This window comes from Microcoleus sp. (assembly GCF_049646505.1).
Taxonomy (GTDB): domain Bacteria; phylum Cyanobacteriota; class Cyanobacteriia; order Cyanobacteriales; family Microcoleaceae; genus Microcoleus.
Genome location: NZ_JBARVX010000073.1, coordinates 26,726 through 51,620, shown reverse-complemented (window position 1 = coordinate 51,620; position 24,895 = coordinate 26,726). Strand labels below are relative to the sequence as shown.

The window sequence follows — 24,895 nt, the reverse complement described above, 5'->3', positions numbered from 1 at the left end:
ATGGGCATCCTGCCCGTCCCTAAAAAGCTTATTGACAATGGTGCTTTTCTGTTGGGTTAAATGTACTTTTCCAGAGTGTTGGCCAGAGTAGTTTTGGGAACTGCCCCAACCACCATATCAACCCGCTGACCGCCCTTAAATATCATCAGCGTCGGAATGCTGCGGATACCGTATTGGCTGGCGACGTTAGGATTTTCGTCGGTATTAACTTTTACTACCTTCACCTGGCCTTCATATTGCTGGGCAATTTCCTCTACGACGGGTGCCACCATCCGACAGGGCCCGCACCAAGGAGCCCAAAAATCCACTAGAACTGGAACTTCGCTATCGAGCACTTCCTGCTTAAAGGAAGAGTCGGTTACTTGCGCGGCTGCTGACATCCCTAGCCATCCTTGTAAATACTATTTCTTGGTTAACAAGTTTAGCAAATAGTGTAACCACTTGCATCAAGGATTTTAATAGAACGAAGTTCGGCAACGACTGTTGTAACGGATTTAACCGATCGAAAGGATTGATGTTAAGGGCGCAAGACATTCGTGCTGGGGCGATCGGGTACGGCGCAGAATTAGAGATACTTTCACCTCAAAACTTAAAACCGCTCTCCCCAATCTCCCCGACCACCCGGAGCAAACAGCCTTAACCCCGTACCCCGCAAGCAAACAAGAGCGCCGGCACTACAAAAGGAACCGCCCGAACAGTAGTCCGGGCGGAGTGTGGTGTGAGGAGTGAACGGAAACATTTGTCTCCGCTTCCTCTATTGTGACATCTCCTTTTCGATAATTCCACAATATTCTGTAAATTTCGAGACTCTCGAACAAATTTTGTCAAGGTCTGCTGGGATTCGATCGGTAAATCTACTTACCCATGCCCAACTGCTGAGCTTTTTGATAGACTTTACCCTCAGTCAGCAGAGAAGGAGCAATCACCACTTCCACTTGCTGCATCTCCTTAATATCCTTCGCACCCAGAGTGCCCATGCTAGTTTTCAGAGCTCCGAGCAAGTTGTGCGTGCCGTCATCTAGCAGGGCCGGCCCCCGCAAAATTTGCTCCGCAGTACCCGTAGTCCCGACACGAATCCGAGTACCCCGCGGCAAAACCGGGCTCGGAGTCGCCATCCCCCAGTGGAAGCCCCGGCCTGGAGCTTCGGCGGCCCTAGCAAAGGGCGAACCAATCATCACTCCATCGGCACCGCAAGCAATGCACTTGCAGATATCGCCGCCGGTAATTAAACCGCCGTCAGCAATCACCGATACATATTTGCCAGTTTCGCGATAGTAGTCGTCCCGCGCCGCGGCGCAGTCTGCTACCGCTGTGGCTTGAGGAACGCCGACACCCAATACGCCCCTAGACGTGCAAGCAGCCCCCGGCCCGATGCCCACGAGAATGCCTGCAGCGCCGGTTTTCATTAAATTCAGGGCGACTTCGTAGGTCACGCAGTTGCCCAAAATTACTGGTATTGGCATCTCTTGACAGAACTGGGTCAAGTCTAAGGATTCGATCGACTCTGGAGAAAGAAAAGCTGTCGAGACTACAGTAGCCTGTACAAAAAATATATCTGCTCCCGATTTAGCAACCGCCAGGCCGTATTTGCTCGCGGCAGCCGGTGTACCGCTGACAGCAGCAATCCCTCCTCCAGCTTTAATTTCTTTAATTCTGAGCTCGATTAATTCGGGCTTAATGGGTTCTGCATAGAGTTGCTGCATCAGGGAAACAAATTCGTGGTTCCCGACACTCGCGATGCGCTCTAATATTGGTTGGGGGTCGGCATAGCGGGTTTGAATTCCTTCTAGGTTGAGCACGCCCATTGCTCCCAATTCCGACAGCAAAATCGCCATCCGCACATCGACAACTCCATCCATCGCGCTAGCAATAATTGGGATTTCTCGATCGATCCCGCCAATCTGCCACTTGGTATCAGCCAAACTCGGATCGAGGGTGCGCTGTCCGGGTACCAGCGCGATTTCATCTATGCCGTAAGCTCTGCGAGCGCTTTTGCCCCGCCCAATTTCAATATTCACGCTGTTTCACTTCCACAATGTATTTAAATTAGAGTAACAAAATCGTAGCCTGCCGGCAGGTCGCGAGCGCACAAATCAGTTGAAAAAACCTGATATTGATTGGACTCTATGAAATCGAAGCGGGTACTTTTCCTCAGCAACGGACACGGGGAAGACGCGATTAACTGTCAAATTATCGAAGCTTTGAGAGCATCTGCTGCCGGTGTTGATGTTTCGGCGATGCCGATTGTCGGTGACGGCGCTGCTTACGCGCGATCGGCCGCGCCCATTATTGGGCCCACCAGTCAAATGCCGTCTGGGGGAGTTTTTTACATGAATCCCCTGTTTTTCCTCAAAGATGTTGGGGCGGGGCTAATTGCCTTGACTTGGCAGCAATTGCAGGCTGTTTGGACGCATTCGCGCCGCTGCGATTTGGTGGTGGCCACTGGAGATATTGTCGCCGCGGCGATCGCCCATTCAACGTCGCGCCCCTATATAATTTTTCTGTCAGCTCATTCTAGTTATTACGAAGGGCGAGTCAACTTAGGTTTAATCTTGTGGCAGTTGCTTGCCTCAGAGAACTGTGTAGCTGTTTTTACTAGAGATGCTTTGACTGCGGCTGACTTAAACCGACAGGGTTTAAAGAAAGCTGAGTTTGTGGGGAATCCTGTGATGGACAACCTCAATTCTACAGGCCAAGATTTGCAATTAATACCTGGATTTCGGACGATCGCCCTTCTCCCCGGTTCTCGCCTCCCGGAAGCCACCCACAACCTCGTTTTGCTGCTGGAATTGGCGAAAGAAATTGCTACTAACTCTACTGTACCGGTGCAGTTTCGGGCGGCTTTGGTTCCGAGTTTGATGCTTGAATTAGATGATATCGCGGTGCGAGCTGGGTGGCAAGCGCGATCGACAAAACTCATTTTTTCAGGAATCAAACAGCAGAATAGCGAAGAAGCAGAAACCGTGGAAGTAATTTGTTATTCAGACGCTTTCGCCGACATTGTGCAGCAGTCGAATTTAGTAATCGGGATGACAGGAAGTGCGATCGAACAAGCAGTCGGCTTGGGAAAACCCGTAATTACCATCCCCGGCAACGGCCCATCATTTACCTATCGGTTTGCGGAAGCTCAAAATCGGCTGTTAGGTGATTCCCTACAGGTTATTGGCACGCAACCAGCAAATCCTGACATTCTTCACAAAGCTGCTTTGACAGTCGATCGTACATTGCAAGATCGTAAATATTTAGAAACTTCCGTAAAAAACGGTTTAGAAAGAATGGGCCCACCAGGAGGCAGCCTCAAAATTGCTAATTACATCGCAAAATATCTAAATTAGAGCAATATGGGTAGTCAGAAACCGGGTTTTTGCTCGTTACCAGGCTCTGCCTGGTAATGCAGATCCGGAGGCTCTGCCTCCTTTTTTCTTTAGTCGGAGTGCGCTACTGCTCGCTGCTCGTTACCAGGAAGAGCCTGGTAATGCAGATAGGCGAGGCTCTGCCTCCTTTGAGGAAAGCAACTTACAAGAGAAAGGAATGTAAGAAGTGTTTAAGTTATTAAGTTTTCGATCCTAAAATAAATCGCAACCACAATCCTGCACGCATAAAATCTCCACAACCGAATTTTTGTCATTTCTGCAAACTGTGACAAATGTTCTAGCCTAAGATGATTCGGCAGTTGAAACCGCGCCTGCACTTTGGTATCAGTTAGCATCAGCATCATTCAATTCTCTCTTTTCTTTCTCAGCTTCCTCTGCGGTTTAATCAAATCCTCTATTATTTCAACAGCTCAGAAACAGTCTTAAACGAGTAACCTTTCGACTGCAAAGTCTTGACAATTATCTCAGTTGCTGCTACCGTTTTCGAGCGATCGCCCCCGCCGTCGTGCATCACCACAATCGAACCCGATCGCACATTGTCAATCACCTGATTTGCGATATCATCTACCGTGTGAGTTTTCTCATAATCTTGAGAATCAACATCCCACATAATCAATTGTTTGTGCATTTGGGAAACCAAATAAGACAAACCTATAAATCTCCGTCCCCAAGGAGGCCGAAAACTAATACTGTCCTGCTTAACGCCCAATTCCAGCAAAAGTTTATCAGTTTTTTCAATTTCCGACAGCAGATACTCGCGGGGTTTAAACATCATATCCTTGTGAGAATAAGAATGATTTGCCAACTCATCTCCCCTGGCGGCGATCGCTTTCACAATTTCTGGATGTTTCTCAATATTGCGGCCGATTTCAAAAAAAGTCGCTTTAACTTGATAGCGGTCTAAAATATCTAAAAGCTGATTTGTATAAGGAGGATAGGGGCCGTCGTCGTAGGTGAGGGCAACAACTTTCTCTCCGGTATCGGCGCGGTTGATACCGAAATAATTGTGAAAATTAGTAACGTTAATTAACACAGTAGCTGCAAAAAAAAACGCTACAGTTAACAGCAGAAATTTTTGTATTTTTTTACCGATTCGCATAGCTGCACTCGATCGAGAATGAAAGTGGACTCTTCTCAGATTATCACAATTAAGGCCCTGAATCCTTAAGCTATTTTATCATTAATTATTGTGCGTTCCGAGATTTTTAAGTTCGGGCGATGCCCAGTAGCTAGAAGCTGCGCCAGCAAGCTAAGGAATGAAAATTTAATAACTTAGAATTTAATTACTCGTTACCAGGCTCTGCCTGGTAATGCAGATCCGGAGGCTCTGCCTCCTTTTATCTGGCAACTTACAGGAGAGAAGACTGTACGAGGTGTTTAAGTTATTAAGTTTTCGATCCCAATCCGCATTTAAACTATCTGGTAGAACAAACTTTCAATCTGGCGAAGCGGCCCCGCAACCCCGCCCTCAACACATAATTTAAATGCACCACAGCTTAAGATTGTACGCTACATACAGCGCAAGTAATTTCAGAGCCAAAAAGTAACAATAAAAGATCGGAAGTTGCAGTGCGCAACGCAATAATTTATATTCCGAGCCAATTTACAGCCCCCTCACCCCCTCATCCCCATGTTATATTTATTAATATACCAACCCTTTTAGACAGCAGTAATTCCCAACATGATTTCACTGCCCGACATCACAATTCTCAACCAAATCTACGAAAGCGCTAATTCCCTCGTATACCGGGGCATAATTAATCAAAATCGGCAACCAGTGATTTTGAAACTCCTCAAAGAAGATTACCCCACACCAGCCGAACTCTACCGCTACCAGCAGGAATACGAAATCACTTGCAATCTCAACCTAGAAGAAACAATTAAAGCTTACGAGTTGAGAAAACACCAAAATACTCAACTAATCTTATTAGAAGATTTTGGCGGAGAATCATTAAAAATAATTCTCAAACACCGTACATTTTCAGTATCGGAGTTTCTCCGCATCGCCATCCAAACTACCAAGGCGTTAGGTAAAATTCACAAAAAAAAAGTTATTCACCAAGATATCAATTCATCTAACCTTGTCTTGAATACTCAAACCGAACAATTAAAAATCATTGACTTTGGCTTATCTACCATCTTATCCCAAGAAAATCCAGGTCTCAAAAATCCTCATCTTATAGAAGGAACATTAGCTTATATTTCTCCCGAACAAACAGGAAGGATGAATCGCTTGCTCGACTACCGCACCGATTTCTATTCACTTGGCGTTACCTTCTACGAACTGCTAACCAATCAGTTGCCTTTTGAATCAGTCGATGCCCTGGAATTAGTCCATTGTCATATTGCCAAACAACCCATCCCGCCTCATGAAATCAATCCCAAAATACCCTTAAACCTTTCAGGAATTGTCATAAAATTAATGGCAAAAATGGCAGAAAATAGATATCAGAGTGCTTGGGGAATCGAGGCAGATTTAGCAACTTGCCTGGAACAATATCTAACTAATAAAATCAAAATTTTTCCCTTGGGATACCGAGATATTTCTCCTCAATTGCAACTCCCTCAAAAACTGTACGGCAGAGAATCGCAGATAGAGTCCTTATTGGCTGCATTTATGCGCGTAACTTCTCCTGAAAAGCAGCAAGTAGCGACAAGCAACGCAACCACAACTCAGTCACAAAATTGTCCCGTACACGGACAAACTGAACTCGTGCTTATTTCCGGATACTCTGGCATCGGTAAATCTGCTTTAGTTCAGGAATTGTATAAGATAATCACTCAAAAACGGGGTTATTTTATTGCAGGTAAATTTGACCAATTCCAGCGCGATATTCCCTATCAAGCATTAGTCGCTGCCTTCCAAGAATTGGTAGGGCAATTGCTCACCGAATCTCAACCCGAATTACAGCAGTGGCAAGATAAGATTCGACAGGCATTAGGCAGCAACGGACAAATTATTATTGATATTATTCCCGAAGTAGAACTGATTGTTGGCAAACAGCATCCCGTCCCAGAATTACCTCCAGCAGAAGCACAAAATCGGTTTAATTTAGTATTTAAACAATTTCTTCAAGTCTTTTGCAAAAAAGAGCATCCCCTCGTCCTATTTCTAGACGACTTGCAGTGGACAGACAGCGCTACGCTGCAATTACTTCAGTTGATAATCACCGATTTTACTACTCAACATCTGCTGGTAATCGGAGCTTATCGAGATAACGAAGTCAGTCCAACTCATCCTTTAATGCTGAATTTATCTGAACTCAAAAAGCAGGGAACAAGAATTAATTATATTTCCCTGGGACACTTAAATTTAAACCAGGTTAATGAATTCATTGCCGACACGCTGAAAACCGATCGCATCTCTACGCAAAAATTAGCCGAGTTGGCTTGGCAAAAAACGCAGGGAAATCCCTTTTTTATTAAAGAATTTTTCAAGTCACTTTATCAAGAAAAACTACTGAATTTTGATACTAATGCTTGGGCTTGGAATTGGAATTTAGAACAAATCATTACTAGAAATATTACTGATAATGTTGTTGAGTTTATGGCCGATAAAATTCAAACCTTATCAGAACCAGCACAAAAAATCTTACAATTAGCCGCTTGTCTTGGCAACCGATTTGATTTGCTAACCCTTTCAATTCTTAATGAAAGTTCTCCAAAAGCAGCGGCAAATGAATTGTGGGATGCCATGCAATCGGGATTGATATTACCTGTCGGCGATGATTACAAATTCCTGAAAACCGACTTAGAGACAAAGCAATTAAAAATTACTTATAAATTTGCTCACGATCGCATCCAGCAAGCAGCCTATTCCTTAATTCCCCCAGGCGAGAAGCAAGTCATTCACTGGCAAGTCGGGCAACTGTTATTGCAAAATACACCGCCACAGAATCTCAAACAAAATATTTTTGATATTGTCAATCAACTTAACTTAGGCATTGAAGCAGTTGACGTTCAGTTAGAAAAAGATAAACTTGCTCAATTAAATCTGATTGCTGCCCAAAAAGCGAAGGCATCAGCAGCTTGGAAACCTACCTGGAATTACTTACAATTTGGTATAAATTGCTTGAGTGCAGATAGTTGGCTTCGTAAGTATGACCTAACTTTGGCACTGTACGTGGAAACAGTAGAAGCTGCCATCTTGAGCAACCGCGTTGAGGAAATGGAAAAATTGGCTGACATTGTGCTTCAACAAGCTACTTCATTGCTAGACAAAGTAAAAGTCTATGAAGTCAAAATTCAAGCCTATACAGCACAAAATAAACCTCTGGCAGCGATTAATACCGCACTTTCAGTATTGAAATTGTTGGGGATTCGCTTTCCCAAACAACCAACAAAACTAAATCTTTTTACGGAACTGGTGAAAACCAAGTTAAGTTTAGCAGGCCAGCAAATTCAGGCTTTAATCGACCTACCAGTGATGACAAACCCCGATAAGCTAGCAGCGATGCGTATTCTATCAACTGTAGTTTCTGCTGCCCATTTAGCCGCACCTGAACTTTTGCCGCTAATGGTGTTCAAACAGGTAAGATTATCAATTAAATATGGGAATACTTCTGTATCTTCTTGTGCCTATGCTACTTACGGATTGATTTTGTCTGGAGAAAACGTAGGAGATATTGAGACTGGCTATCAATTTGGGCAACTTGCTCTTTTGTTGCTCGATAAGTTTAACACTAAAGAACTCAAAGCCCGAACCATATTTATTGTTAATTACTTTGTCAAACATTGGAAAGAGCATCTTAGGGAAACCTTAAACCCTTTGCAAAATGCTTACTCGATCGCCCTAGAAACAGGAGACTTAGAATATGCAGCTTATGCCGTTTGCGTATACTCTTACCATTCCTATGTATTGGGCAAGGAATTGCCAAAAGTTGAGTCGGATATGGCAATGTACAGTAATACGCTCAGCCAACTAAAGCAAGAAACATCATTTTACTACAACCAACTCAATCGACAGGTTGTATTAAATTTGATGGGACAGGCTGAAGATAAGTGCCGTTTAGTTGGTGAAAGCTATGATGAAGTAAAAATGTTACCCCTGCATCAAGAGGCAAATGCTAAAAACATTTGTCGATCTCTTTATTTTTACAAGCTATTTCTCTGCTATCTTTTTCAAGACTATCAGCAAGCTCTGGAAAATGTTACTTTAGCCGAAAAATATAGCGATAGTGCTGTAGGTACTATTCCTTTGTACCATTTCTACAATTCTTTACTTTATCTGGCTATATATTCTGAGGCATCCAAATCCGAGCAAAAACTCATCCTCCAGAAGGTGAAAGCCAACCAGAAAAAAATCAAAAAATGGGCGCATTTTGCTCCGATGACTCACCTGCATAAATTCTATCTCGTGGAGGCAGAGCGATATCAAGTGTTGGGTGAAACCACTCTCGCTATAGACTATTACGATCGCGCTATTGCCTCAGCCAAAGAACACGAATACATCAACGAAGAGGCTTTGGCCAATGAATTGGCAGCCAAGTTTTACCTCGCTTGGGGAAAAGAGCAAATTGCCGAAGTCTATATGAGCAATGCTTACTACTGCTATTTGCGCTGGGGTGCTACAGCGAAACTCACGGATTTGGAACAAAAGTACCCGCAACTTTTAAAGCGTTTTATCACAGTCAGAAACTCCGATAAATCGCGCAGCAGCTTGTCGGAAAACTCTGACAGTTCTGCGGCAGAACTTCTGGATTTAGCAGCATTAATGAAAGCGTCTCAGGCAATTTCCAGCGAAATTGAACTCGATAAACTTCTCAAAACTTTGATGAGAACGCTGCTGGAATGCAGCGGTGCCCAAATTGGCTATCTCATTTTAGAATCTCAAGGACAACTGCGAGTAGAAGCGTCAGGCGAGGCTAGCTCAGATCGGGCGATCGTGTTGCCCTCGACTCCCATAGAAAACTGCCTGCCTTTATCGGTAATTAACTATGTTGAAAGAACTCAGGAAGGATTGATTGAAACTAATGTCACCCGCGAAGGCAGGTTTACTCAAGATGCTTATATTAAAACCCAGCAACCTAAGTCAATTCTTTGCGCTCCTCTGCTGAATCAAGGGCAATTAATTGGGATTGTTTACTTAGAAAATAATTTAGCAGATGGCGTGTTTACATCCGATCGCCTGCAACTGATACAATTGCTGTCAACACAAGCGGCGATCGCCCTTACCAACGCCAGACTCTATACCGAAGTGCGATCGACCCAAAATCGCCTGAATAAATTCCTCAATGCCATACCCCTGGGCATCTCGGTGCACGACGCTAAAGGACAAATCATCTACACCAATCAACTTGCCCAGCAGTTGCTGAATATTCAAGATTTACCAAAAGCCGCAACCCAGCAACTATCAGAAACCTACGGCATTTATCGGGCAGGTACGGCGGAGATGTATCCAGTGGAACAGTTGCCCGTAGTGCGATCGCTAAGCGGAGAAAAAGCACAGGCGGATGACTTGGAACTATATCAAAACGAGCGGATTGTTTCTGTAGAATCAACCAGTACGCCAATTTTTGATGAGACGGGTAATGTAGAATATGCGATCGCAGCTTTTCAAGATATTAGCGATCGCAAACAAGCCGAAAAAACCCTCATCGAAAACGTCCGTTTAGAACAGGAAATTAGCGATCGCAAAATTGCCGAAGCAGAACTCGAACAGGCTAAAGAAGCAGCCGTTGCAGCCAACCTCGCCAAAAGCACTTTCCTTGCCAACATGAGCCACGAATTGCGAACTCCCCTGAACGCCATTCTCGGCTTTTCCCAACTGATGAATCAGGATACAAATCTGTTAAATGAACAAAAAGAAAACCTCAACATCATTCAGCGCAGTGGAGAGAATTTATTATCTCTTATTAATCAGGTACTTGACCTTTCCAAAGTTGAAGCGGGACGCATGACGCTATCAGAAAATAATTTCGATCTCCATCACTTATTAGCTGATATCGAGGATATGTTTGCATTGAAAGCAAACGCTCCCAGCTTACAACTACGATTTGAATGTGCTGCCGATGTTCCTAAAAAAATCTACGCTGATGAAGTTAAGTTGCGGCAAGTGCTGATTAACTTGATAAGTAATGCCGTTAAGTTTACCTCTTCTGGAAGCGTGTCTGTAGAAGTTAGTAGAGACGTTTCGGTGAAACGTCTGCTGCACAAGACAAAAGGTAACTGGAAGCGTGTCTGTAGAAGTAGAGACGTTTCGGTGAAACCTCTGCACAAGACAAAAGGTAACAGCGAAGATGAAACACAAATAACCAACAACCAACAACAAACAACCATTACCTTTGAAGTCAAAGATACCGGACTTGGCATCGCCGCAGACGAACTGGAGAAACTATTCCAACCCTTCGTGCAAACAGCATCCGGTCAAAAAGTGCAGCAAGGAACGGGATTGGGGCTGACGATTAGCCGTCAATTTGTCCGCTTGATGGGAGGTGAAATAACTGTGATTAGTGGCGGTAAAGCTTTCACTCCTGGAATGCCTCTCAAGGAATTGTTAGAAGAGACAACGGGTACAACATTTAAATTTGACATTCCTGTGGGCATCGCTGATGCCAGCGCAATTCAAAACCAACCCTACAATCGTCGCGTCGTTGCCCTAGCACCTAACCAACCCCAATATCGCATCCTAGTGGTGGACGATAAAGATGACAATCGGCAACTGTTAATTAAACTCCTCAAACCTGTTGGTTTTGAAGTGCAAGAAGCGAGTAACGGTATGGAAGCACTTGAAATTTGGGATTCATACTCACCGCACCTGATCTGGATGGATATGAGAATGCCCGTTATGGATGGTTACGAAGCAACAAGACAGATTAAAAGTACAACTAAAGGTCAAACTACTGCTGTTATTGCTTTGACAGCTAGCGTGTGGGAAGAAGAAAAAGCAGTTATTTTATCGGCTGGTTGTGATGATTTTGTGCGAAAACCTTTCCCCACACAAGCCATCTTTGACATCATGGCTAAACATTTGGGAGTCAGTTATATTTATGAGGAGCAACAGCTATCGTCTTCGGCTGATAATGTGACGGGAGAACCCTTAAATTTAACAGATTTATTAGCAACCATGTCACAAATATGGATTGTCAAATTGCATGAAGCAGCTCTTGACGCGGATTTAGAATTAGTGTCTCAACTGCTTGAGGAAATTCCTGATTTCCAAGTTCTAGAACTTCAGACTCTCAGAGGTTGGGTGAATCAGTTTCAGTTTGAGAAGATTCTGGATTTAACTGAACCCTTGGTTGGTGAACATTGATACAGAAGATTGCAGGTTTATGAAGTAAACTCTCGATCGATCCCCCCTAACCGCCATTGCTCGTTACCAGGCTCTGCCTGGTAATGCAGATAGGCGAGGCTCTGCCTCCTTTTATCTGGCAACTTACAGGAGAGAGGACTGTAGGAGGTGTTTAAGTTATTAAGTTTTCGATCCTAAATTATCGTTCTATCCCCCGTAACCGCCCCCTTAAGAAGGGGAGGGACAAGAGTATTCAAAGTCTCCCTTTTTAAGGGCAATTTAGGGGGATATAAACTCAGCTAATACCAATTTCATAAAGTAGCGCTAGATATTACCCCCCCAACCCCCCCTTATTTCGGGGGGGAGTGGGGGGGGTAGTAGCACATATGAAAGAAAAATGGTATAAAAATAGTAGCGATTTCAACCGCCGAACGATTGTGGGGGTGACTTAATTCACTTCAATCATTGAGTTTAGGGGCGACTGTTTTAACTTTGTAATATCGCGGATGGTAATTGAGCAACCGTCTCCCAATTTCACAGCAGTTACATAACAGCATTTGCCAATGTCATCGCTTTCTAGATGCACCTCTCCGGCAAGTGATTCTCCAGTCTCCACAACCTCTACTAATAACTCAAATAATTGTGGAATCAATCTATCGAGCAGTTTTTTCAGAACGGGTTCGCCCGCTAATTCTGTGCGTTTTTTGCCTAACAGTCTGGCAAAGACAGGGTTAACTACCAAGCAGCGAAAATCTTCAATTTCTCCAGCCATATCTGCCCTCACCGCCTCCACTGCGGCTATTCCATCTAAAGATGAGTTGAGCAAATTTGCCAAGAGGGCGCGAGATTGGTAGGCAATTTCTGCGGTTTGCTGGTGTCGCTCGATTGCTTCTTTAAGCTGCCGTTTTTGGTGCCCGATAGTGACCTGAGTTTCGAGGCGAACTAGCACTTCTTCCGGCTGAAAAGGTTTAGAGATGTAGTCAACTCCCCCTACCTTAAAAGCTTTAACTTTATCAAAAACTTGGTCAAGTGCGCTTAAGAAAATAATCGGAATTTCTGAGGTTTTTTCATCATTTTTGAGGGCTTCGCAGACTTGATAGCCGTCCATGTCTGGCATTTTAATATCCAGCAATATAGCATCGGGGAGATGATTGCGAACTGTCCTCAAAGCCATCGTACCATTGGTAACGCAGCGAACTTTATACCCATGTTTTGTGAGAATTTCTGTTAGAAAACGCAGATTTTCTGGAAGGTCATCCACAATTAAAATGTTGCCTGGGGAATTTTCTAATTCATTGATGTCACTTTCTTGAGACTGATATACAAATTGGCGATCGCTTTGAGTAAAGGCACCAGCACTTGTGCTGCTTTGCTTCTCTAGTAGAGAGCGGAAGTTATTCTTAGTAGCTTTTTCTCCCATTACGTCTGAAAGGCGCTGCCACAGGACGGCAGCTAAATCTTTGATATGTCCTGTGCTCAGGTACAAACTGTCAGCAATTACACTATAAGTTGCGTTTTGCCAAGCAGCTTCTAAGATTTTTTTTTCAAGCAAACTTAAGGGTTTACTGGTTTTGGACTCTAAGGCTGATTCGATAAATTCTAGGGCTTCTTCAAAAGTCATATACACATCCCATCGGCTAAGGTTTGTCCAGTTTTACACCCTTATTTTGAGTTATGCACTGCAAGTCGGCGGAGAACTTTCTGATAACTATTATGACAGACTTATTGACAATTACGATGGTAGCGATCGCCCCCGATTCTCATTTTACCTTGTCGAAGCAAAACTAGCGATCGCCAGCCTAATTCTTTGTGAGGGCGATCGGCTTGTATCCTTTAACTGCAAGGCTTTTAAGTTGCTTGTCGCCTTCTTTGCTTGTTTGTTTGGAGGTGGCGCACCGATCGAAGCCGAAGCGTTGTGGCGATGTCCCATCGCGACTTTTCCCAATTTCAACTTAAAGCCGTCCTAGAAAGACGGAATTGTAGCCCCTCCGCTGCGCCCATTTTTTTGATAAAGATCCGACTTTTCCGACTTTAAGATCCGACTTTTCCGACTGACAAGAGCAAGGTAGGGGAGCCATGATAGAGATACGGAAAAGATACAGCCTCAAAAAAAGAGCAACTGAATCCAATCTTTATCCGCATAAATACTGAGACCACACTGAGCTAGATATTTCCGGGATTGGGGTGCAACGAAAAAAGCAACAGAGGAATGTTCCTTCACATTTATCTTTCACCATTTTTTAAGTCATGTCCAATTCTCAATCCGTTATTGCAGCAGACTTTCGGAGTTGTCCTGAAAATATAGAGCAAGCATTTTGGCAGCTATGGCAGCAAAACCGAGATGATCTTTACCGTTGCTGTCTCAGGTGGATGGATGGGAATCCTACTGATGCCGAAGAGGTGCTCAGTCGCGCCATGCTCAAAGCTTGGGAAAAATTGCCAGACTATGCCGAAAAAATCACCAACCTCCGAGCTTGGCTCGCCCGCTTAACCCATAATCTATGTATCGATATACACCGAGAACGCCGCCGCAAAGCAATACAAATGGAGGATATTGAAGAAATAGCTGCTACAAAAAATTCAGCATTTATTTCTGGTTTGGACTCTCCTGAAGAGGCACTTCTGCATCATGAGTTGGGGAAATACATTCGCCGCGCTATTGATACTCTTCCTTCTCGACTGCGAACTCCGTTTATCCTGCGTTACTGCCACCAGATTGCCTATCAAGATATTGCCCAACAACTTGCTCTCTCGCTCGATAACGTTTACAAGCGCATCCAACAGGCGCGAGAAATTCTGCAAAAGCGTTTGAGCAGGTATTTGTCAGGGTTGGATGATGCTTTGTTAGATTCCTCGGAGTCGTCTCAAAAGGGGGACGTTGCCTCGATCGGCGATGAATTTACTGTAGGGGTAGTGCCCCCGTGCCTACCCCGTCAAGATTCTGGGGCGATCGCAAATGAATTTACTGTAGGGGTAGTGCCCCCGTGCCTACCCCGTCAAGATTCTGGGGCGGGGGGATTGCCCCGACAATCCGATGAAACGATCGCCCCCATCCCTCAAAACATTGGCGAGACAATAAATTATCAGGTAACAGCAATATGTCTAGAAACCATACACTCCGGGTGGTATCGCTCACTCAGTCCTCTGGGGTGGAACTGAATGCTTACCTAGTTTTAGACGAAAAGCCAGCCCGAATTGACCAGAAGCTGAAAACATTAAGTGAGTACGTGCAGCAGTATCCCTCTGGCTGGAAGAAACGGTTGGAATTGGCGAATTTGCTGTATGCAATGGGTCGTATTGAGCAGGCGGTTGAGCAGTATCGCCAAGTAATCGATCGGCAGCAACCACCATCGATCGCCGTCCACTTGCAATTGGCAAAACTCTTGCAGCTTATGGGACAAGAGGTTGAGGCAGTAGCAGTTTATGAAAATGCCTCGGCCAATGCACGCAATGAGGCGACTCGACAGCATATCAGCGGATCGATCGCACTCTGTAAAGGTGACACTCAGGCAGCGATACTGGCTTTTGAGTCGGCGGCTTCCCTAGAACCAGATAATGCGGCTCACTGGCTGGCGTTGGGGCAGGTGCAAAGGGGGAGAGGGGATGCGGTTGCAGCTTTGCGAGCGTTCGATGCCGTTTTGTCACTGAACCCGGATGATGTTGTAGCGCTGATAGACAGCTACGACGCGAGTCAGGCGGTGGGGAATGTGCGCCAAGCGCAGCGCAGGTTGAGCAAAGTGCTAGAGGTGGCTCCGGGTGATTTCCGATCGCTCAAACGACTGGCGGATACTCGTTGCCGGATGAGATTGGTATCGGGTGAGGAAGGCAAACAGACTAAACAGATAATTAGTTCTGTGCTGCAACTGGCTCCCGATGCGGCGGATGCCCGCGAGTTGCTGGCCTATTATCACCTATTCCGAGGGGAGTCGGCTAACGGGATTGGGGTGTTGGAACGGTTTACTGAGGAACACCCGAATCATCCTAGGGGTTGGTATTCCTATGGGCGGTGCTTGTTCCACACGGGGGAATATCAGAAAGCGGCTGAGGCGATGCTGAAAGCTTATCGTCTGTATCCCCAGGATTGTGAAATTTATCGGGCGTTGTGTGAGATTTTGCCTGCTGCCTCTCCCCCAGCCCCTCTCGATCCCCCCCAGCCCCCCTTAAAAAGGGGGGAGCTAGAGGAGGCAAAGCCTTCTAATGACAAGGGGGGAACTCCTCTCAAAGTCCCCCTTTTTAAGGGGGATTTAGGGGGATCGAACCGCCGTCTCAAAGTCAATGGGGATGTAGAGGGCTCGAACCGTCCTCTCAAAGTCCCCCTTTTTATGTGGGATTTAGGGCGATCGAACAATCAAGTAACCCTTGCATCCATAGTAGAAGAGATGCTCGATCGTTTTCCCGATCGCTGGAGTGTTTGGACAACGGCGGGGCGGGTGTTGGTGGAAAGTTTTCAGGAAATCGATCGGGGGTGTAGTGTTTCTGCGAAGGGGACGCAACTTGAACCGCAGTTACCTGATGCTTGGTTTGGTCACGGGCGGGTGTTGGCGCTGGCGGGGAAACACCGGGAAGCGGTGGAGGCTTTGGCGCAAGGATGGCAGTTGTTACCAGAAGATGGGAGTTATCTGCAATCTGTGTCTGCTGCGGTGTGGCTGGGGGAGAGTTATCGAGTGTTGGGGGATGAGGTGGCGAGTCGGAAATGGTTGGAAAAGGCTTGTCAGTTCCGGGAATTGATGGAGTTTGACCCGGCGATGGCTGGTTACTGGCAAGGGAGAGGGTTGTTGGGCTTGGGGGATGTGACGGAGGCTGTGGAGGCTTATCGAAGTGCGCTGAGTCGGCGGTTGTTCTACCCTTTTCGCGGGGAGGTTGAGGAGGCTGTGAAACGGCTGAAAGGTAAGAGGCGAAAGGGCGATCGGGCTAAAGCGTAGATCCTTGACTTCTTAGGGAAGTCGGGGATCTGAACCTCTCAGAGTGCATTGAGTTGGGAAAAAACAGCCTCTAACTCGAAAAATTCAGAAAATGACCTCTGGATTCGTCTTATAGGTGTAGAGACAAAAATACAATTTCGTCTCGACTAATCTCGAACAAGATTGAGGATAAAACCTCAATCATAAACAACAACTAAAACTAGCAAAAAGGATAAAAATAATTATGTGGCGCCCCAGAAGATTCTAACATCAAAAATCAATTCTGATAGAAAATTAATCAGTCATTGAACATCAGTAATTGAAAATAGATGTAGGGTAGGTACTGCCGTCAGCGCCCACCCTACATCTTTTGTTGCCGACCTTAATTCAATGACACAATCTTGTGCAATCGGAGGAAATTAGAGCTCTCGTGTTTGAGGTAGGTTTCATGGGGTGCATCGATTTAGGAAAAAACAGCCTCTAACTCGAAAAATTCAGAAATTGCTTAAAAGATTCGACTTTTCCGACTTTACGATCCGACTTTTCCGACTGACAAAAGCAAGGTAGGGGAGTCATGATAGAGACATAAAAAGGATGCAGCCTCAAAAAAAGAGCAACTGAATCCAATCCAAAGCTGGATAAATGCTACCTCAAAGTATAAATCGTGCCTGTATACAAACTCCCCTAACTCATGGAACTGATTTGGTTCTTTAAAACCCTCAACAAATACATTGCCTCCTACAAATGGCAATTCATTTTACTCTTTACCTGCCTGATATTCGACGCAGCCTTTGATTCAGTCTTCCGAGCCAGCTTAAAATTTATCATCGATGCCGCCATCGTTCCCCAAAACTATAGTCTTCTGGTTCTAATCCTGTCATTGCTAGTTGTCGGAGCAATTCTATATGCCTGCATCGGCTTGCTAGGAATTTTCCTCGGAGCGCGTTTGGGCATTTTAATCACCAACAATATCCGACACTCTCTATTCCAGCATCTCCAAAGCCTTTCAATGGAGTTTTTTGGACGGCGTTCAGCCGGGGATATTGTCAATTGTCTCATCGCCGATGTCCAAAAGGTGGAAAATGGTGTAATTACAATGGGGCTGACAGTCGTTGTTTTAGAACTGTCTAACTTCCTATTTTCTATGGTTTTCCTCTTCCTCCTCAACTGGCAATTAGCCCTGCTGAGTTTAATCGGTTTAACTATCTGTACCATTGCCCCAGCAAAAATTGCCAGCCTTGCCACCGAAGTCGGCTATAATTTGCTGCAAAAAGAAGGACAGATTGCCAGCGTTATCGAAGAGAATATCCTCTCGCAAACCGTTGTCAAGATATTCGGGCTGGAGAACCAAATGACTGAGGATTTTGCCAGCGATTTGAATGACTTAAAACAGGTTTATGTCCGGGCAACCTTTCTCTCCTACTTAGTGCAGAAAGTTCCCATGATTGGTTTTGTCATGACGCAGCTTATCGTTTTAAGTATCGGTGCTGTCATGACATACCAGAATATCATTTCCGTAGGCACCCTTGCATCCTTTCAAGTTTTAATGCTAGGATTGAATCTCAATATCCTCGGCTTAACTTCGTCACTGCCTGCATTTATTGATGGAGTAGCAGGGCTGCAACGCATCAGCGATATTTTATCAGAAACTCCTGCGATTCAGGATGCACCGGATGCGATCGATTTACCTCACTTTTTCAGCGATATTAACTTTGAAAATGTTACCTTTAGCTACTCCCAAGATAGAGGAGGAGTTAAAAATCTATCCCTGAAGATTCGCCAAGGAGAATTCGCGGTATTTGTCGGTCAAAGTGGAGCAGGCAAAAGTACAATTGTCAGCTTGCTGACGCGATTTTATAACCCGGATAAAGGACGCATTCTGTTTGATGGAATTGATTTGCGTCATGCAACAGTACGCTCCCTCCGTTCTCAAATTGGACTCGTTTCTCAGGATGTAATTCTCTTTAATTGCTCGGTGCGAGAAAACATCCGCATGGGCTATCTACAAGCCACTGACGAACAAGTCGAAGCCGCAGCCAAAGCCGCCGAGATTCACAAATTTATTTTGTCCTTACCTCAAGGTTATGACACGCCTGTGGGTGACAGGGGCGGACAGTTATCAGGGGGACAACGGCAAAGAATCGCCTTAGCTAGAGCTTTGGTGAGAAATCCAGCCATTCTGATTCTCGATGAAGCCACATCCGCCCTCGACCCCTCGACGGAAGCCAAAATCCTCACCACCATCGAGCGTATTAGCAAAGAACGCACCGTGATTTTCATCACCCACCGCATAGCTAATGCCTTGCGCGCGGATGTCACTTACGTGATGGAAAACGGCAGCTTGGTTGTTAGCGGTTGACACCAATTTTTTATGAGGCCCCGTAGAATCCGATCCCCCCTAGCCCCCCTTAATAAGGGGGGGACAAGATTCCGCTCAAAGTCCCCCTTCTTAAGGGGGATTTAGGGGGATCGAGATATGTGCAACTTCACATTAAATTGGTATGACACGCAGATTTGACCTGTACTGAATATTTTGGAGTTAAAATTTATGACCGGCATAAATGATTACAAATGGCTAATTCCCTCTTCTCAAAACCTAGGCTCGAAATCTCTTGAAGAAGAGAAAGATATCTGGGATAAAAGCCACGAAGATTATACCAACACCGCTTTCAGCATCACCCAAGACCCCAAAATCTGCAAAAACTTAATCCGTCCAGAGCGTTCTCCCGGCTATGATATTCCCAACTCACCTGATATCAAAGTCCTAATTCCCGGTTGCGGCTCGGAAATTTATCTTCAGAAAACTTTACTAGAATTTTGCCCCCAAATTGGACAAATCTACTGTACCGATTTTTCCAAAACAGCCATTGAAAAAGCACAAGTAGACTGGAAAACAGCAGATGGAGATTCCCGACTTAACAATCGGCAAATCGTGTTTGAGGAAGTAGACTCCACGCGAATCACCGAACAAAAACCGGAGTGGAACGAGAAATTTGATTACGTCCTACTCGCAAATTCCGTGGTTTCCAGTGAGGATAAAACCAACCGCGAGATGATTCGGGAATTTGGTAAAGTTCTTAAACCAGGTGGTAAGATATACGGATATTTCCCAACAACCTTATGCTTCTTAGAAATTGCCTATTTCAGTCGCAAACACGCTCACTGTGTTACAGAGGGATTTATCGATGTCTACGGCAATAAAGTTTGGGATGCTGAGTGGCAAACAGTCCAAATTTATTACACTCCCTTGCGGTTAAATCGCATCTTTAAAGAAGCGGGATTAAAGCAACTCAGTTTGGAGATGCAGTTTTTGGACTATGAGCCTTTTGTTTCGATGTTTAAAGAGATGATCGATCATGACGACCCGGATATCTTTCTCTGGCATCTTCTAGCCCGTTATGAAAAATAGGACTTATGCCAAATCTAGGTAACATACCCCCTTTACGGGCGGTTGAAACCAGGTTTGCACAAACAAAGTCGGCCTCGGCCGACTGGTTCGTAAAGAATCTCCAAAACCCGGATTTGGTATTACGCACTTGGGCGAAGCATCGAGCGAGATGCTTCGTTTCACTTTTGAAAACGGATGCGACCGGATTCAGGTTAATTTTATTCTGCAATAATTGCTTCTTCAAAATAGTTAAAAAACATGATTCCTGGCTCCTAAATATATGTTTGGATTAAGTTAGGGATCGGCAAAAACTGGCTTTTTCAACATAGTTGACAGACATGATGAATGGCTATTGAAGATAGGTTTTGCTGATTTTTGGGACTACTAAAGCTCGCGCTTGGGTCTAAGTGCCTGCCGATCGCTCCCCAGCTACTTGATTGTTTCCCAACTACGCTTCAACTATGTGGCTATTAGCTGTTTCGAGCAGGCCGCTAGCATCATCCTCAAAAAAATCAATATTCAGTTTGCTAAAGATTATCAGCTCTGCAGAGCGCTGTATAAATTAGGTCTTTACAGTCAATAGTTTCAGCAACTACTCGCACACTCAACAATGTGAATTCTGATTATTTGAGCGGATTATACAGTATATTAGGTGTTGCTTGCCGGATCTTATGCGAGATTAATCAAGCCGTAGAATGTCACCAAATCTCGGAAATAAAGTCAACTAAATGTTTGCAAAATCTAGCTAAAAGTAGCGAAGAAGAAAATGGCAAACAAGCTAATCTGGAATTTTGGAAAGTTAATGCTGCGATTAATATAGGTTTTTGTCAAATAGAACTGTGGGAATTAGACGCAGCTATGGAGATATTTGTCAAGCTCAAAAAATCGAGGGAGGAAATGGGGATTAACGGTTGTGCGATCGATGTCGGGTTCGCTTTCCTCAACTCCTGTGTGGGAGTCAAAAAAGAAGGGGAGAATTTGACACAGCGCTGCAGCACCTAGCTGAAGCAATCCAAATACTCGATCGCTCCAACAAATTAAACCGAGCCGAAGCTTGCTATCAACTAGCCCTGACAGAACAATAACTTGGTAACATCGATACAGCCCAAGAAAAATTCGATCGCGCAATTAAACTGTTCAGCCCAATGAATGCCAGCAAACAAGTAGAAAAGGTACAGTTAGCTCGCACCAAACAATCTCAAAAAATACCTAATTAACCGAAAAACAAATCAGAAAAAAGATACAATAAACTCAAATCACAACCATCAAATTTTTAGACATGAAACTAAAACGATTGGGACACGTAGCCGTCTGCGTGCAAGACATCGAAAAATCTGCTGAATTCTACCGAAATTTGGGTATGGAGTTAGTCTGGAAAGATCCAGACTGGGCTTACTTGAAAGCCGGAGAGGACGGCTTGGCGCTGTTGAGTCCGAGTTACGACCAAGCAGGGCCGCATTTTGGCTTTGTGTTTGACGATCGCACCGAAATGGAATCCGCCTACGAACAGCTTAAATCCGAAGGTGTTTCCGTCACCCACATTCACGAACACCGCGACGGTACAGCCTCTTTTTACGGCAGAGACCTCGACGGTAACGGTTTTGAGTATCTTTACGAACCCGCCAAAGGATGATTTTAGGGCTTGGGGGGCGATCGGCTATTAAATCCGGGTAAGGTGCGCCCCCGGCCCACCCTAGGTGAAGATTGGTTTCTGTGCAGGGTTTCTAGCGCGTGCGCTGCGCTTAGTGTTGACTTTGTTTGCCAGTGGAAATCGCCTGTCGATAGGCGTTTGGGCGTTTTGATTGTAAAACCAAGATCCCCCAAGCAATTTTTTGGGCTTTAACTAATGAAAAAATCGGAACGCGAAATAATTAAGCCCTAGATTGGTGCGGAATGCACACGCCACGGGATTGGTACGAATCAGCAAAAGCCCGTAGCTGAAGGCCCGGAACATCCGTACAACTCGCCGAATAAAGTGACGTACTGACACCAATGCTCGCGCAGTACGGTGTAAGCTCAGAATCGGAAATATATCCACAACTTCCGAACATCGGTTCGATAATCTAAAATCTAAAATCTAAAATCTAAAATCCTCATGTTGCAGAGAATACAAAGCAGAAACCGCTGGAAATCCATCTTCAAACCCTGGGAAGAATCAGATCCTTGGCTGTTTGCCGCCTGCATAACCCTCACCATCTTGGGCGGAATCATGATCCGCAGCGTCGAAATGAACCAGGCTTCGATCGACTGGTGGCGGCACTGGGTAACTGGCGCAGTCGGTTTGTTCCTAGCCATCATCATTTCCCGCTGCCGCTACGAGATACTGATTCAGTGGAAATGGCCGATTTACATCATCATCAATTTGTCACTGATCGCAGTTCGATTTATCGGTACTACAGGGCTCGGTGCCCAGCGGTGGATCAATATCGGCGGCTTTTACCTGCAACCGTCAGAATTTGCCAAGGTAGGGATGATTATCACTTTAGCAGCTCTCCTGCACGACAAAACTGTCCCCACAGTCAGGGATATGTTGAAGATGCTGGCGATTATGGCCCTACCCTGGGGATTGATCTTTGCTGAACCAAATTTAGGTACTTCTCTGGTGTTTGGCGCGATCACAATGGGGATGTTTTACTGGGGTAATGTCAATCCCGGCTGGCTGATATTGCTGTTTTCTCCTCTAATCTCCGTTCTGTTAAACAACTTGTCTACACCGATTTGGATCGCTTGGGTAGTCGTTGCGGGGATTATCGCTTGGCGAAGCCTACCTTGGCCTTGGTTGGGGACTTTCGCTGCTGTGCTGGTGAACGTGGTGTCGGGACACGTCGGACACCTTTTTTGGGGTGTGCTTCAGGATTATCAAAAAATGCGCCTGACAGGGTTTTTAAACCCGGAGAAAGACCCTTTAGGTAGCGGATATCACTTGATTCAATCTCGGATTGCGATCGGGGCTGGAGAACTCAAAGGCAGGGGTTTGTTTCAGGGAACGCAAACTCAGCTTAACTTTATTCCCGAACAGCATACGGACTTTATCTTTTCGGCGATTGGCGAAGAATTGGGCTTTATTGGCTGCATTCTCGTGCTGTTGGCGTTCTGGGTAATTTGTTTCCGGTTGGTAACGATCGCTCAAACTGCCAACGACAATTTTGGTTCATTGCTGGCGATCGGCGTACTGTCAATGTTAATTTTTCAGGTATTCGTAAATATTGGGATGAACATCGGCTTAGCCCCGGTAACGGGAATTCCCCTGCCCTTCCTGAGTTACGGGAATGCCTCGCTGCTGAGTAATTTTCTCGGACTGGGACTGGTGGAATCGGTAGCGAACCAGCGACAGCGCAAGAAGCGTTGGAATTAGATGTAGCATTTCTCAGGAAGATGAGGTGATGTCGGGCATGGGGCATGGGCCAAACAGGGCATGGGGCATCGGCCCGCGCAGGGCATCGGGCATCGGCCCGCGCAGGGCATCGGCCCGCGCAGGGCATCGGGCATACCTCGCAACGCTTGATAACCGCTATAATAGGTGGTAAGATCGAATAAACCGCGAAGACGCTGATAGCGCGTTCGCGGTTTATTCGATCCGATGCTACCGGATTTGATATTACTCGTTCATATTCTTGTAAGTAGCAACTGCAGAAGGTGAACTGCGGTTCAAATAGCGGAATATCCAATACTTAAATACCGTATCCAAGATAACTGGAAACGTCGCAATAAACAGAAATATAAACTGCCTATTTTCTGGCAGTCCCAAATGCCTTGATAAACCTTCGAGAATTATTTCCCAACCGTGAGGCGAGTGAAATCCCACAAACACATCAGTAAACAAAATAATTATGAAAGCCTTAGCACTGTCGCTGAGCCCGTAAATCAGATCGTCCATGAAAGACTTTAAAATCTCAATCTCTTTCTTGCTAGTAACAATAACCACGACAAAGGCAGCGCAGGCAATTAAATCGGCAAAAATATTTTTAATCGCTCCACCACTTTCACTGCGGTATTCCTCTGCTATCTCAACTGCTTTTTTGGCAACCTTCTCTTCCGTTTCCTCAGCAGAAAGCGGCGGAGCCATGCCAATCAACGTTTGAAATTTGAGATTCTGCTCAAATCTCTCCAGTTTGCCGAAGGCTTCTTCTTCCAGCTCAAAATTTATGAAAATAGGAGCATTTTGGTTGACTCTAAAACTGTCAACTATCGGCCCGACTACAAAATTTTTGGCAATTTGATTCGTTAACAGCGGAACTAAAATCAACAGCAAAATAAATCTCAGAGAAATGACTGTTTTTATTTTGGAGTTGCGGAAATTCTTAACTACGTCTTTTTCCGCTTCCGGGTCTAAATCTTTAGTAATTCGATTCAACGTTCCCAACAGCGATCTGGGTAATAAATTCACCTCTTCATACTGAGTGTCAACCTCACCGTCCGCAGTTTGAATTGAAGTGCCCGATCCTTTATTTGCTTTTATTAGAGAGGTACTATCTGTAGATTTTAACTGCTGGTTTGTAGGGTTGACAACCGGAACGATCGCCGTTGATTTACTGTTGTTAATATACTTGCCAATGACTCTATCAATAAATTCGAGCTTTTCAAATACAAGAGATGCTCGCTCTTTACTATTGTCGAAACCGACTCCGTGCTGGTGACGCTGTGTCTTGTTCTGCCCGGCTTGCGGTTTTGCCCCCACCCGATCGGGCAATTCCAAAAAAGAACGGCTAGCATTAAACTCCACCATCCTGGTTTGGATGACCTTGAGGTATTTTTGCAGTTCGGATTTAAAGTAAGACAGGGTGCTGTCTCCGTAATCGCCCGATCGCCCGGAGATTCCTTGGCCGCCAAAATGCTCATCTTCGATCGCCTTAATTGCTAAGGCAGCATCATAAGCCTGTTCTAAGGCCCTTTCAGGCGTTTCTCTGTACCACTGGTTAGCGCTGTAGAGATATTTTACAAACCTGTTCCACGCAGAAGTATTCATAACTAAAACCTAGTTAGTCCGGTGCAGACATTA

The 24,895-nt window shown here is 45.1% G+C and carries 15 protein-coding genes; 10 read left to right on the top strand and 5 right to left on the bottom strand.

Annotated elements, in window-relative coordinates; translation table 11 throughout:
* Positions 1–56: 56 nt before the first annotated feature.
* Entirely contained in the window at positions 57–380 is a 324-nt protein-coding gene (gene trxA, locus WBA89_RS03905) for a thioredoxin (protein ID WP_193974908.1), read from the bottom strand.
* Positions 381–854: 474 nt separating this feature from the next.
* Positions 855–2,018 carry a GuaB3 family IMP dehydrogenase-related protein gene (locus WBA89_RS03900; protein WP_424404221.1) on the bottom strand — a complete coding sequence of 388 codons (1,164 nt, stop codon included), beginning with the start codon at positions 2,016–2,018 and terminating at the stop codon, positions 855–857.
* 108 nt (positions 2,019–2,126) lie between these two features.
* On the opposite strand from WBA89_RS03900, the gene WBA89_RS03895 reads away from it, so the two are divergent.
* The gene (locus WBA89_RS03895) at positions 2,127–3,335 is read left to right on the top strand and encodes a lipid-A-disaccharide synthase-related protein (protein ID WP_424404220.1); all 1,209 of its coding nucleotides are present in this window, start codon (positions 2,127–2,129) and stop codon (positions 3,333–3,335) included.
* A 436-nt stretch (positions 3,336–3,771) separates the two neighbouring features.
* Here WBA89_RS03895 and WBA89_RS03890 read toward each other — a convergent pair whose 3' ends face one another.
* Positions 3,772–4,473 (bottom strand): polysaccharide deacetylase family protein, encoded by a 702-nt coding sequence (locus tag WBA89_RS03890; RefSeq protein ID WP_424404219.1) that lies wholly within the window; start codon positions 4,471–4,473, stop codon positions 3,772–3,774.
* Positions 4,474–5,055: 582 nt separating this feature from the next.
* Here WBA89_RS03890 and WBA89_RS03885 point away from each other — a divergent pair.
* Entirely contained in the window at positions 5,056–11,628 is a 6,573-nt protein-coding gene (locus tag WBA89_RS03885) for an AAA family ATPase (RefSeq protein ID WP_424404218.1), read from the top strand.
* Positions 11,629–12,055: 427 nt separating this feature from the next.
* On the opposite strand, the gene WBA89_RS03880 is transcribed toward WBA89_RS03885, so the two are convergent.
* The gene (locus tag WBA89_RS03880) at positions 12,056–13,228 is read right to left on the bottom strand and encodes a response regulator (RefSeq protein ID WP_424404217.1); all 1,173 of its coding nucleotides are present in this window, start codon (positions 13,226–13,228) and stop codon (positions 12,056–12,058) included.
* A gap of 46 nt (positions 13,229–13,274) precedes the next feature.
* Here WBA89_RS03880 and WBA89_RS03875 point away from each other — a divergent pair, with 46 nt between their 5' ends.
* The 8 genes from WBA89_RS03875 to rodA all read left to right on the top strand — a co-directional run bounded on the left by WBA89_RS03875 (position 13,275) and on the right by rodA (position 23,251).
* Positions 13,275–13,574: a hypothetical protein gene (locus WBA89_RS03875; RefSeq protein ID WP_424404216.1), complete on the top strand. Its 300-nt coding sequence runs from the start codon at positions 13,275–13,277 to the stop codon at positions 13,572–13,574.
* 280 nt (positions 13,575–13,854) lie between these two features.
* Positions 13,855–14,766, top strand: a complete 912-nt coding sequence (locus WBA89_RS03870) for an RNA polymerase sigma factor (RefSeq protein ID WP_424404215.1) — start codon at positions 13,855–13,857, stop codon at positions 14,764–14,766.
* Entirely contained in the window at positions 14,706–16,529 is a 1,824-nt protein-coding gene (locus WBA89_RS03865) for a tetratricopeptide repeat protein (RefSeq protein ID WP_424404214.1), read from the top strand. The genes WBA89_RS03870 and WBA89_RS03865 overlap by 61 nt, the downstream gene beginning before the upstream one ends.
* Before the next feature lie 670 nt (positions 16,530–17,199).
* The gene (locus tag WBA89_RS03860; protein WP_424404213.1) at positions 17,200–18,867 is read left to right on the top strand and encodes an ABC transporter ATP-binding protein; all 1,668 of its coding nucleotides are present in this window, start codon (positions 17,200–17,202) and stop codon (positions 18,865–18,867) included.
* Between the two features lie 189 nt (positions 18,868–19,056).
* A complete protein-coding gene (locus WBA89_RS03855; protein ID WP_424404212.1) occupies positions 19,057–19,917 on the top strand; it encodes a class I SAM-dependent methyltransferase in 861 nt (286 codons plus the stop codon).
* A 711-nt stretch (positions 19,918–20,628) separates the two neighbouring features.
* Positions 20,629–20,898, top strand: a complete 270-nt coding sequence (locus WBA89_RS03850) for a hypothetical protein (protein WP_424404211.1) — start codon at positions 20,629–20,631, stop codon at positions 20,896–20,898.
* 277 nt (positions 20,899–21,175) lie between these two features.
* The gene (locus WBA89_RS03845) at positions 21,176–21,529 is read left to right on the top strand and encodes a VOC family protein (protein WP_424404210.1); all 354 of its coding nucleotides are present in this window, start codon (positions 21,176–21,178) and stop codon (positions 21,527–21,529) included.
* Positions 21,530–21,991: 462 nt separating this feature from the next.
* Complete coding sequence (gene rodA, locus WBA89_RS03840; RefSeq protein WP_424404209.1) at positions 21,992–23,251, top strand: rod shape-determining protein RodA; 1,260 nt, start codon at positions 21,992–21,994, stop codon at positions 23,249–23,251.
* 243 nt (positions 23,252–23,494) lie between these two features.
* Here the strand turns inward: rodA and WBA89_RS03835 are convergent, their stop codons facing one another.
* The gene (locus tag WBA89_RS03835; RefSeq protein ID WP_424404208.1) at positions 23,495–24,862 is read right to left on the bottom strand and encodes a proton extrusion protein PcxA; all 1,368 of its coding nucleotides are present in this window, start codon (positions 24,860–24,862) and stop codon (positions 23,495–23,497) included.
* Positions 24,863–24,895: the final 33 nt, after the last annotated feature.